This window comes from Devosia sp. RR2S18 (genome assembly GCF_030177755.1).
Taxonomy (GTDB): Bacteria; Pseudomonadota; Alphaproteobacteria; order Rhizobiales; family Devosiaceae; genus Devosia; species Devosia rhizosphaerae.
This window is the reverse complement of record NZ_CP126539.1, coordinates 361,959-373,398: the sequence shown is the minus strand read 5'-3', so window position 1 is coordinate 373,398 and position 11,440 is coordinate 361,959. Positions and strand designations below refer to the sequence as shown.

Below are 11,440 nucleotides of genomic sequence, written 5' to 3'. Positions count from 1 at the left end.
CTTCAGCCTTTTCGAGTCCCGCCATGGCCAAGAAGCCTCAGATCGCCATCGACACCCGTCCCTGGCGAGACCCGAACGCCAAGCCGTTCGTCCGCATCAAGAACGTCACCAAGAAATTTGGTGACGTTTTCGCTGTCTCGGACGTGTCGCTCGACATCTTCAAAGGCGAATTGTTCTGCCTGCTCGGTGGCTCGGGCTCGGGCAAATCGACCCTCTTGCGCATGCTGGCCGGGTTCGAGGAGCCAACCTCCGGCACCATCGAGATCGACGGCCAGGATATGACCGGCGTAGCTCCGTATAATCGTCCGGTTAACATGATGTTCCAGAGCTATGCGCTGTTCCCACACATGAATGTGGAACAGAACATCGCCTATGGCCTCAAGCGCGACCATCTGCCCAAGGGCGAGATCGCCGACCGCGTCGCCGAGCTCCTCACCCTCGTCAAGCTCCAGGACTATGGCAAGCGCCGCCCCGACCAGCTCTCGGGTGGCCAGCGCCAACGTGTTGCCCTCGCCCGCTCCCTCGCCAAGCGGCCCAAGCTGCTGCTGCTCGACGAACCCCTTGGCGCGCTCGACAAGAAGCTGCGCGAGGAAACCCAGTTCGAGCTGGTCAAGATCCAAGAATCTTTGGGGGTCACCTTCATTGTCGTGACGCACGATCAGGAAGAGGCGATGACCCTCGCCACTCGCATCGGCGTCATGAACTATGGCGAGATCGCCATGATCGGCGAGCCCACTGACATCTACGAATACCCTAATTCTCGCTTCGTCGCCGGCTTCATTGGCTCGGTCAACATGGTTGAAGGCTTCGTCGTGGAAGATGAGCCCGACCATGTACGCATCCGCTCGAGCGAACTGGGATGCGACATCTTCGTGGGCCATGGCGTCGACTGCGCGCCCGATCAGGTCCTTTGGTGGGCCATCCGCCCCGAAAAAATGCTCCTCACCCGCGAGCGCCCCCTCAACATCCGGGAAGCCAACATCACCAAGGGCATGGTGGAGGAGATCGGCTATCTCGGCGATATGAGCGTCTACCAAATCGTGCTCGATAGCGGCAAACGCCTGCGGGTCACCCAAACCAACACGGTGCGCGGCAATCCCGATGCCATCACCTGGGACGAGCAGGTCTATGTCTCCTGGGGCGATACCTCCGGAGCGGTACTGACCTCATGAGCAGTTTCGACGCCGAACACCCCGCGCCACCGCGTCGCCGCCCCTGGAACATGGTCGAGCGCGGGCTTACGGCCATTGGTCTCTCCGGCAAGGCGCTGGTCATCGCCGCGCCGGCGCTGTGGTTGGCGATCTTCTTTCTGGTGCCGCTTGCCGTGGTCTTCGGCATTTCCCTGACCCTTAAGCAGTTCGGCCGCCCCCCTTACACGCCCCTCCTCACTACCGAGGAAGGCACGGTGCAGCTTACCCTGCACCTCAACAACTACATCCTGCTGTTCACCGACAGCCTCTATGTCGCCGCCTATCTCTCTTCGATCCGCATCGCGCTGATCTCCACCATCATCACGCTGTGCATTGGCTATCCCATGGCCTATGCCATCGCGCGCTCGCCCGATCGCTGGCGCAACATTCTGCTCATGCTGGTTATCCTGCCGTTCTGGACCTCGTTCCTTCTGCGCGTCTATGCCCTCAGCGGCTTCATGCGCGGCAACGGCGTCATCAACCAGTTCCTCGGCCTCTTCGGCGTCGAGCCCTTGGTGATGATGCAGACCGATTTCGCCGTCTATGTCGGCATCGTCTACACCTATCTCCCCTTCATGATCCTGCCGCTCTACACCAATCTGGTGAAGCTCGACGGTTCGCTTCTCGAGGCCTCGGCCGATCTGGGCGCTAGGCCCGTGCGCACCTTCCTCTCGGTAACCCTGCCGCTCTCCATGCCCGGCATCATTGCCGGCTCCATGCTGGTCTTCATCCCGGCTATCGGCGAGTTCGTCATTCCCTCGCTCCTGGGCGGCCCTTCTACCCTGATGATCGGCCGTGTGCTGTGGGACGAGTTCTTTGCCAACACCAATTGGCCGCGCGCCGCCGCCGTCGCTATCGCCATGCTGATTGTCGTCGTGGTGCCCATCATGCTGCTGCAGCGGGCACAAGACGCCGTGGTGGAGCGTTAAGATGCGGCGCGGCTGGTTCCTCCCCATTGCGGCAGCACTCGGCTTCGCGTTCCTCTACGCGCCGATTGTGTCGCTGGTCATCTTCTCCTTCAACGAAAGCAATCTGGTCACCGTCTGGTCCGGCTTTTCGACCAAATGGTACGGCCAGCTTCTGCAGGACCAGCAACTGCTGGACGCAGCCTGGCGAAGCCTGCAGATCGCGTTTTTCAGCGCGTCCATCGCGCTCGTGCTCGGCACACTGTGCGCCGTAGCACTGGTCCGCTTTCGCCGCTTCCGCGGTCGCACGGTGCTGGCGGGCACCGTGGCCGCCCCGCTGGTCATGCCCGATGTGATCACCGGCCTGGCGCTGCTGCTGCTCTTTGTGGCGATGGAGGCAACCCTGGGCTGGCCTTCGGGCCGCGGCATGGTCACAATCATCATCGCGCACACCACCTTCTGCATGGCCTATGTGACAGTCGTCGTGCAGTCGCGCCTCGCCGATTTCGATGGCAGTCTCGAAGAAGCCGCGCAGGATCTGGGGGCTACCCCCGTCCGCGTCTTTTTCGACATCACCTTGCCCATCATCGCACCCGCCCTTGTCTCGGGTTGGCTCCTGGGCTTCACCCTCTCGCTCGATGATCTCGTGATCGCCAGCTTCGTCTCGGGCCCGGGCTCGTCCACCCTGCCCATGGTGATCTTCTCCAAGGTCCGCCTGGGTGTTTCGCCCGATGTCAATGCGCTGGCCACCATCATCATCGGCTTTGTGGCCCTCGGCGTTTTCGCGGCCACCATCGTCCAACTGCGCTCGCGCCCCAAAAAGGCGCGGGTGTAAGCCGTTCATCAGCACTCAAGTTCTGTTCATCTTCGTTCAGAAAACGGTGACTAGACAGCAGGGACGAAGGGGTTCATGCTCCCTCCATGTTCAACGAATGCAAAGGAGGTGATCCAGTGTCTTATGAGATTTCGGCTCTCGAAGAAGGTTTTGGATTTCAGGTGTCTGTAACTGCGGAGGTGTCCGCCTAGACACCGACCTCCTTCGGCCTTCCAGGGCCCAAGAAACTCAGGAAGGGCTGTCCATCGGGCAGCCCTTTTTGCTTGCCCTTGACGGAAGGGGCCAAGCCATTGATACCGAAGCCCAGTTTTCCGGAGTGCTTCATGTCCTCGGCCAATTTCGTCCTCACCCTGTCCTGCGAAGACCGCCCCGGCATCGTCGCCGCCGTCACAACGGAACTGGCGGCGCTCAATGCCAACATCGCTGAATCCAACCAGTTCTGGGATCGCGAGACCGGCCGCTTTTTCATGCGCCTCGCCTTTGCTGCCCCACAAGGCGCCGGCCGCGACGCCCTCGAACGCGCACTGAAGTCCCCAATTGAGCGGTTCTCCATGAAGACCACCCTGGTTGAGGAGGCGCGCAAGAAGCGCATCATTATCATGGTCTCAAAGTTCGATCACACGCTGCTGCACCTGCTCTACCAGATCCGCGTGGGTTGGCTCGACGCAGAAGTCGCCGCCGTCATCTCCAACCATGACGCGGCCAGAAAGATTGCCGAGGATGCCGGCATTCCCTTCCACCTCCTGCCCGTGACGCCGACCACCAAGGCGCAGCAAGAAGAGCAGGTCATGGCGATCGTCAAGGAGACCGGCGCCGACCTTGTCGTCTTGGCTCGCTACATGCAGGTGCTGTCGGACAATCTCTCCACGCGTCTTTTCGGGCGGGTGATCAACATTCACCACTCCTTCCTGCCCAGCTTCAAAGGAGCCAAGCCCTACCACCAGGCCCATGAGCGCGGCGTCAAGATCATCGGCGCGACCGCCCATTACGTGACACCCGATCTTGATGAAGGCCCTATCATCGAGCAGGAGACCGCCAGGGTGACCCATGCCATGAGCCCCGACGATCTGGTTGCCGCGGGCCGCGACATTGAAAGCCGCGTGCTGGCCCGCGCGGTCAAACTGCATCTGGAAAGCCGCGTCATGCTCAATGGCCGCAAGACGGTGGTCTTCGGCTAGGTGCCAATCATAACCGACAACTACCTGCTGATCGGCCTGGGCTTTGCCGCCCTGCTGATCGCCTGGATGGTGTTTTCGCTGGTCAAGAAGGTTTTCGGGCTGGTGCTGGTGTGCGCGATTGTTCTTGCTGGCCTGGTGCTCTGGACCAATCCTGTCCTCTTGGATAATTTGGCCGACACCTTCTTCGCCTTTGTCGGCGGACGCTAAGGGCGCGGTCAGGCAGCATCCACCGGCAGGTCTTCGAGATGAAGCGAGTCAGCCAGGCTCGTGCGGTCCAACACGGCCCGCGTCGCTAGCGTCACGCGCTCGAACACATGGCGGATTTCGCAGGCGGCCTCGTCCTTACAGTCTTCGCACTTGCGATAGGCGATCTTTGAAAGGCAGGGCAGCGGCGCAATCGGGCCGTCGATCAGGCGCAGCACCTCGCCATACATGATGTGCTCGGGCGCCACCACCAGTTCATAACCCCCGGCCCGTCCCCGACGACTGCCCACATAGCCAGCCCGCTTGAGCTCGAGTAAAATCTGCTCGAGGAACTTCTTGGGGATAGCCTGGGTCCGGGAGATCTCGCCGATCATCATGGTTTCGCCTCGCCCGATCCGGGCCAGAGAAACCAGCGCCCGCAGCGCATATTTGGCCTTTTGTGAGATCATCCCCTTTCGCCGCTAGTCTTTCCGCTCGGGCAATACCGGTGGCGCGGCGCTCTCGCCGTTCGCCTCTTCGCCAGGCTCCTCGGCACTCTGCTCCCCGGCATCTTGCTCCGGACCATCCAGGCCAGGTTCATCGAGGGGTGACTGGGGCTCTGCCGCCTCGGCCGCCGCGGTGGGCTGCTCATCTTCCAGCGGAACTGGCGCCGCCGTTTCAGTGCCTTCATCTGCGGCGGGGATTTCATCGCCCGGCTGCGTCACCTCGACCAACTCCGCCGGCGGAGTCGCTGTCTCGACTTCCGTGGGCTCACCCTCCTCCGGTGGTGTGCTCTCGCCTCGATCGGCCTCAAGGACGGGCGCCTCGACCACTTCGATCGTGTCTGAGACCCCGCCCTCGGCATCTTGGTCCGTCTCGGGCGCTTCCATCCAGGGTTCATCGGGTTCGAGGACCCCCACGGCCGAAGTTTTCGGCTGCTCGGCGTCTTCCAACTCCACCCTAGGCTCGTCCGCATCGTGCAGCGCCACTGGAGCTTCAGCATCGGTGGGCTCAGCCAGGCTTTCTATGGCAATCGTGTCCATCGCCGGCGCAGCCGCGCCATCGGGAACTGTGGGCTCCTGGGCAACGGGAGCAAGCGGAGGCTCCGTGCCATCGCTCTGCGCCAGGCCCAGATTATCTTCTGGCGTTTGGGGTTTGGCCAGCATGGCGGCGCTGACGGGCTCACCATGGGCGGGCACAGCAACGGCAGCACGCGCCAGCAGGTTATCGCTCACCGGTAGCTTGGGTTCAGCGGGAGCATCTCCCTCCGGACGGTTTCCGTTTCGCTCCCCGCGCAGCCAGGCCAGCATGCCCAGGCCAATTTCCCGCTCACCCATGATGACGACGTCAGCGCCCAGGCTACGAAGATGCGTCTCTTCGTCGGTCGAATGCGCCCGCGCGATGATGCGGACGGCGGGTCCCAGCTTGCGGCCCTGCTCGCAGACGCTGCCCGCTTCGAAACCGTCAGGGATGGCGATAAGAAGCGTTCGCGCTCCCGCCACGTTGGCGAGATTGAGCACCTCGGCACTTGCCGCGTTGCCAACTACCACTTCCAGCCCTGCCTCGCGGGCAGCGGCAATAGAATGGTCGGAGTCTTCGATGACGACGACGGGACTATTGGCGGAGTGCAGGCCTTGGCCCACCACGCTGCCAACCCGTCCATAACCCACCAACACCGTGTGGTCCTTCTGCTCGGTCGGTTCAGCCACCTCGTCTTCGCCGAGAACGGAGTCGGGGTTGGTGGGTGCATCACTCGTCAGCGGCCCTGAAGGTGCCGGCCCATCCGCGGCAGTCATGGGTGGTTCGATCACCCCGTCCCGCTCCATCTGTGCGGCCCGGCTCTGCGCCACCCGGGCTTCCACATGGGGCCGCAACAGTTCGGCTGCCCAGAACACCGCCGGATTGAGCACGATCGAGATCAGCGCGCCGGCCACGATCAGGTCCTGCGCCGCTGGCGGAAAGATCGCCAGCGCAACGCCCATGCTCGCCAGGATAAAGGAGAATTCGCCGATCTGCGCCAGGGAGGCGGAGATGGTGAGGGCCGTTCCCGCTGGGCGGCGGAACAGGAGGACGATGCCGAAGGCGGCGAGCGACTTGCCCACCACGATGATGAAGACAGTCGCCAGGACCGGCAGCGGATCGGTGACGAGGATGGCCGGGTTGAACAGCATGCCGACCGACACGAAGAACAGCACCGCAAAGGCGTCCCGCAGCGGCAGCGTTTCCTGCGCCGCCCGATGGCTAAGCTCGCTTTCGCTCAGGATCATGCCGGCAAAGAACGCGCCCAACGCCAGTGACACCCCAAAGAGCACGGCCGAGCCGAGCGCCACGCCCAGCGCGATCGCCAGCACCGCCAAACGGAAGAGTTCGCGCGAGCCGGTATGGGCCGTAATGTGCAACGCCCAGGGGATGGCTCTGCGGCCCACGATCATCATGAAGCCCGCAAAGGCGGCTAGCTTGAGCAGCGTCAGCGCCAACGCGCCCCACAGCCCCACATCTGTCCGCAGCACGCGTTCGACGAACGAGACAAAGGGGTCGTGGATTCCAGCGACACTGCCTGCGGAGCTCGCAAAAGCCGGCACCAGCACCAGCGCCAGCACCATGGCGAGGTCTTCAACGATAAGCCAACCAACCGCGATACGGCCGCGCTCCGTCTCGATCAGCCGCCGGTCCTGCAGTGCTTTAAGCAGCACGACGGTGGATGCCACCGAAAGCGCAAGGCCGAACAGCACGCTGGCGCCCAGCCCCCAGCCCAGCAGCGTGCCCAGCCCGGCACCGAGCAGGGTGGCGACGGCGATCTGCACCAGCGCCCCCGGGATTGCGAGCGCCCGCACGCTGAGGAGGTCCTTGAGTGAAAAGTGCAGGCCCACGCCAAACATCAGGAGGATCACCCCCAGTTCGGCCAGTTCGGCGCCCAGCGCCTGGTCGGCAACGAAGCCCGGCGTGTATGGTCCCACCAGCACGCCCGCCAGCAAATAGCCAACCAGCGGCGGCAGGCGCAGCCGATTGGCCACCATGCCGAAGATATAGGCCAGCACCAAACCCGCGACGATCATCGTGATCAGGGGGGTATCGTGATGCATGGTGCCTCCGGCGGGTGGGTCTGCTGCAACTATTGGATCGCGCTGGGCAAGATGGCGGAGCCTGCTGCAGGGGGCAAGCAGTCCTTTCCATAGAATGGCTTAGCCATTCGGCGCATGGCAGCGTGTCACCATCTCGACCGGATGGGTCAAGTTTGGCTTTGTTATGGCCGCCTCGCCCTTAGCCGCCTAGGAAACGACCGTGATCCGCTCGGCCGCGCGGGTGATGCCGGTATAGAGCCAGCGCGCCCGCTCCTCGCGGAACACGAAGCTCTCGTCGAACAGATAGACATTGTCCCATTGGCTGCCCTGCGCTTTGTGCACGGTGAGGCAATAGCCGAAGGTGAACTCGTCGAACTGCCGTCGCTCGGGCCAGCTCATGGCGTCTTCTTCACCCGAGAAGAACGCCTTGTGCGTGAGGACGCGCGTCTCGCCCTTGCCTTCGTCGTCGGCCAAGAGCAGCGAGAACTTGCCATTGCTGCGCCGCGTCACCTCGGTGACGATCCAGATCTGCCCATTCAACAGCTTCTTGCGCGGATTGTTGCGGAGGCAAACCATGCGGTCACCCACCACCGGCTCATGGAACGGCAGGCCCCGCAGCTCACGCAGCCGGTCGTTATATTGCAGGCGTGTCTTGTTGCGCCCCACCAGCACCTGGTCGGCCTGCAGCACCGCATCCCGATCCACGCTCTCGCGGCTGACCACCAGGGAATCCCCATAGCTGCCGCGCTCGAGATAGCCACCCTCCCGCACATCCATGGAAAGGCGAATGATTGGATTGTCGGCTGCCTGCCGGTGGATTTCGGTCAGCATCACGTCCGGCTCGTCAGCCGTAAAAAATCCCGCCCCCTGCACTGGCGGTAGTTGGAACGGGTCACCCAGCACCAGCACCTTGGTGCCGAAGGACAGGAGGTCCTTGCCGAGTTGCTCGTCCACCATCGAGACCTCGTCGATGACGATGAGATCGGCGTCGGCCGCGGGTGACTCGTCATCGAGCACGAAGCGTGGCTCGCCCTCCTTTTCGCTCACCAGCGTATAGATCAGCGAATGGATGGTCTGGGCGCCCTTGCACCCACGCCGGCGCATCACTAGCGCCGCCTTGCCGGTGAACGCGGCATATTTGACGCTTTTGACGTCCTGCGCCAGATGCACCGCCAGGGTCGACTTGCCCGTCCCCGCCCAACCGAAGAGGCGAAATACCTGCGGGCCATTGCGATCCTTGAGCCAGCGCGAGACGGCGACCAGCGCCTCGTCCTGTTGCGGTGACCAGACGGGCATCAGACGATTGTCGTCCGCACGGAGCCAATGCCAGCGATGGTGCCTTCCAGCACATCGCCCCGCACCACTGCGCTCACCCCAGCGGGCGTCCCGGTCATGATAAGATCGCCGGCCTTCAGCGCCACGAAGCGCGACAGATGGGCAATGGTCTCCGATACGTTCCAGATCTGGTCGGCCAGATCGCCCCGCTGCCGCTCAGCGCCGTTTACCGACAGCGTGATCTCACCGCGCTCGGGATGGCCAATCTGGCTTGCCGGTTCGATCAGCCCAATCGGCGCCGAATGGTCGAACCCCTTGGCCATCTCCCATGGACGTCCCGTTTTCTTCGCGGTGGCCTGCAGATCTCGGCGCGTCATGTCCAGCCCAACCGCGTAACCGTAGACGTGGCCAAGGGCATCTTCAGGCGCAATGTCTGCGCCGTTCTTGCCAATCGCGACCACCAGCTCAACCTCGTGGTGCAGGTCGGCCGTCTGCGGCGGGTAGGGCATGGGCGCACCACCCACAAGCACGGCGTCAGCTGGCTTGCCGAAAAAGAATGGCGGTTCCCGCTCGTCATTGCCCATCTCGCGGATGTGCTCGGCATAGTTGCGACCCACGCAATAGATGCGCCGGACCGCAAACAGCCCGCCGCGGGCAATCGGCACCGTCACTGGACTGGGCAGCGCGAAGAGGAAATCATCCACGCTTGAATTCCTCGGCATAGGGGCCGATCAGCTCGCGGTCGATCGGCCCCAGCCGGTCCTGCGCGGTGAAGCTCTGGTGCCAATAGGGGTAAAGCAGCGGCGGCTGGCTCACCGCATCGAGGCGGCTCCGTTCCTCATCGCTGAGCTTGAGTTCGGCCGCCGCGATGTTGTCGCGGAACTGCTCTTCGCTGCGCCCGCCGATGATGACCGAGGTCACGCCGGGTCGGCCTAGCAGCCAAGCGAGGGCTATTTGCGCTCCCGACACGCCGCGCGCTTCGGCGATTTCGACGATCACATCGATGATGTCGTAGAGCTTTTCCCAATCATAGACCGGCGGTTCCCGGAACCCACCGACATGCCGCCCGGTATCGGGCCCGCCTTCCCGGCGATATTTGCCCGACAGCAGCCCACCCCCCAGGGGCGACCACACCAGCACACCCAGCCCCTGGTCCTTGGTGATGGGCAGCAGCTCGTATTCAGCCTCCCGCGAATGGAGCGTATAGTGGATCTGCTGGCTGACGAAGCGCTCGCCCCCGCGCCGCTCGGCCGCGTTCAGCGCCTTCATGATGTGCCAGCCCGAATAGTTGGAGCAGCCGATATAGCGGACGTGACCGTGGCGCACGAGCGTATCGAGCGCTTCCATGGTCTCCTCGATGGGAGTCATGCCATCCCACTCATGCACCTGATAGAGGTCGATATGGTCAGTCTTAAGCCGCTTCAGGCTGGCCTTGCACTGCTCGATGATGTGGTGGCGCGACAAGCCCCCTTCATTGGGGCCATCGCCCATGGGGAAGCGCACCTTGGTGGCGACCAGCGTCCGCTGCCGGCGCCCGTTCTCGCCCAGCGCCACGCCGATCATCTCCTCGGAAACGCCGGCATTGTAGACATTAGCGGTGTCGAGCAGATTAATCCCTGCATCAAGGCAGAGGTCGATCTGGCGGGTGGCGTTGGCTTGGTCGGTATGGCCCACCCGTTCCGAGCCGCCAAACGTCATCGTGCCCATGGTGAGGGTGGAGACTTTGAGGCCCGAACGCCCCAGATACCGGTATTCCATCCGCCATTCCTCCTTTGTTCTGGTGTGCTTAGGGCTAATCGCCCTTTCCTTGGAGGTCAATGGACCCCTTCGCGCCGCCTCCGATCCCTGCTAGAGCGCAGGGGTCTCCTCGAAAGCCCTTCTGTGCGGCAGCCAAGTGTTCCCTTTTCCGTCGCCCTAGTCACCCTGGGCATGGTCGCCACGCAAACCGGCGCCTCCTTTGCCAAAGGCCTGTTCCCGCTGGTTGGCGCTCCCGGCGCTACCGCACTGCGGCTGACCCTGGCCGCGCTGGTCCTGGTCATTGCCTTCCGGCCCTGGCGCAAGCGGCTTGATCGGCGGCAATGGCGCGCTGTCCTGCTTTATGGCGGCGCCATGGGAGCGATGAACCTCTTCTTTTATGCCGCGCTGGCTACCATCCCTCTTGGTGTCGCCGTGGCGCTGGAATTCACCGGCCCCCTGGCTGTGGCCCTGGCTGGCGCCCGCAAGCCTGCCGATTTCATCTGGATCGCCTTGGCGGTGATCGGCTTTGTCATTCTCCTCCCCATCGGGGAGGGCACCACGGGCCTTGATCCCTGGGGCGTGCTCCTTGCCCTCTGCGCCGGCGCCTGCTGGGCGGGCTACATCATCTTCGGCCAGCGCGCCGGCACCGGTGGCGGACCCCACATTGCCGCGCTTGGCGTGGGCGCTGCTGCAATCCTGGCTTTGCCCTTCGGCATTGCCACCGCTGGCACCAGCCTGCTTGATCCCGCCATCCTGCCGATCGCCCTTGCCGTCGCACTGCTCTCAAGCGCTATCCCCTACGCGCTCGACATGGTGGCACTGCCCCATATTCCCGCGCGGCTCTTTGGCATTCTCATGAGCGCGCAGCCAGCCTTTGCAGCACTGTCCGGGCTCGTCATTTTGGGCGAGGCGCTGTCAAACTGGCAGGTGCTTGGCATCTTTGCCATTGTCGCGGCGTCGCTCGGCGCTACCGCCACCATTGCCCGCACAACCCCACCACCGGTCGCCTGACAAAGCACTGGAGCGCCCGTCATTTCCGGCGTAGCCTGCCTACCCTAATGGTTTTGTGCGGGAG

At 63.4% G+C, this 11,440-nt stretch carries 10 protein-coding genes and 1 pseudogene; 6 read left to right on the top strand and 5 right to left on the bottom strand.

Annotation, left to right across the window (positions count from 1 at the left end):
• The first annotated feature begins 23 nt into the window (after nucleotides 1-23).
• The 5 genes from QOV41_RS01905 (at nucleotide 24) to QOV41_RS01885 (ending at nucleotide 4,315) form a co-directional block, all read left to right on the top strand.
• The gene (locus tag QOV41_RS01905; protein ID WP_284579156.1) at nucleotides 24-1,172 is read left to right on the top strand and encodes an ABC transporter ATP-binding protein; all 1,149 of its coding nucleotides are present in this window, start codon (nucleotides 24-26) and stop codon (nucleotides 1,170-1,172) included.
• Complete coding sequence (locus QOV41_RS01900; protein WP_284579155.1) at nucleotides 1,169-2,119, top strand: ABC transporter permease subunit; 951 nt, start codon at nucleotides 1,169-1,171, stop codon at nucleotides 2,117-2,119. Before QOV41_RS01905 ends, QOV41_RS01900 begins: the two co-directional genes overlap by 4 nt.
• 1 nt (nucleotide 2,120) lies before the next feature.
• A complete protein-coding gene (locus QOV41_RS01895) occupies nucleotides 2,121-2,930 on the top strand; it encodes an ABC transporter permease subunit (protein ID WP_284579154.1) in 810 nt (269 codons plus the stop codon).
• A 323-nt stretch (nucleotides 2,931-3,253) separates the two neighbouring features.
• On the top strand, nucleotides 3,254-4,108 hold the full coding sequence (gene purU / locus QOV41_RS01890) for a formyltetrahydrofolate deformylase (protein WP_284579153.1): 855 nt from the start codon (nucleotides 3,254-3,256) through the stop codon (nucleotides 4,106-4,108).
• A complete protein-coding gene (locus tag QOV41_RS01885) occupies nucleotides 4,109-4,315 on the top strand; it encodes a hypothetical protein (RefSeq protein WP_284579152.1) in 207 nt (68 codons plus the stop codon). It abuts the gene before it with no gap.
• 8 nt (nucleotides 4,316-4,323) lie between these two features.
• Here QOV41_RS01885 and QOV41_RS01880 read toward each other — a convergent pair whose 3' ends face one another.
• The 5 genes and pseudogenes from QOV41_RS01880 to QOV41_RS01860 all read right to left on the bottom strand — a co-directional run bounded on the left by QOV41_RS01880 (nucleotide 4,324) and on the right by QOV41_RS01860 (nucleotide 10,386).
• Nucleotides 4,324-4,761, bottom strand: a complete 438-nt coding sequence (locus tag QOV41_RS01880) for an RrF2 family transcriptional regulator (protein WP_284579151.1) — start codon at nucleotides 4,759-4,761, stop codon at nucleotides 4,324-4,326.
• Nucleotides 4,762-5,514: 753 nt separating this feature from the next.
• Nucleotides 5,515-7,374: pseudogene (locus QOV41_RS01875) on the bottom strand (cation:proton antiporter domain-containing protein); the annotation flags it as partial.
• 186 nt (nucleotides 7,375-7,560) lie between these two features.
• The gene (locus QOV41_RS01870; protein ID WP_284579150.1) at nucleotides 7,561-8,649 is read right to left on the bottom strand and encodes an ATP-dependent DNA helicase; all 1,089 of its coding nucleotides are present in this window, start codon (nucleotides 8,647-8,649) and stop codon (nucleotides 7,561-7,563) included.
• The gene (locus QOV41_RS01865; RefSeq protein ID WP_415926737.1) at nucleotides 8,649-9,350 is read right to left on the bottom strand and encodes a fumarylacetoacetate hydrolase family protein; all 702 of its coding nucleotides are present in this window, start codon (nucleotides 9,348-9,350) and stop codon (nucleotides 8,649-8,651) included. Before QOV41_RS01865 ends, QOV41_RS01870 begins: the two co-directional genes overlap by 1 nt.
• On the bottom strand, nucleotides 9,325-10,386 hold the full coding sequence (locus QOV41_RS01860) for an aldo/keto reductase (protein WP_284579148.1): 1,062 nt from the start codon (nucleotides 10,384-10,386) through the stop codon (nucleotides 9,325-9,327). The genes QOV41_RS01865 and QOV41_RS01860 overlap by 26 nt, the downstream gene beginning before the upstream one ends.
• A 123-nt stretch (nucleotides 10,387-10,509) precedes the next feature.
• On the opposite strand from QOV41_RS01860, the gene QOV41_RS01855 reads away from it, so the two are divergent.
• Nucleotides 10,510-11,376 (top strand): EamA family transporter, encoded by an 867-nt coding sequence (locus QOV41_RS01855; protein ID WP_284579147.1) that lies wholly within the window; start codon nucleotides 10,510-10,512, stop codon nucleotides 11,374-11,376.
• Nucleotides 11,377-11,440: the final 64 nt, after the last annotated feature.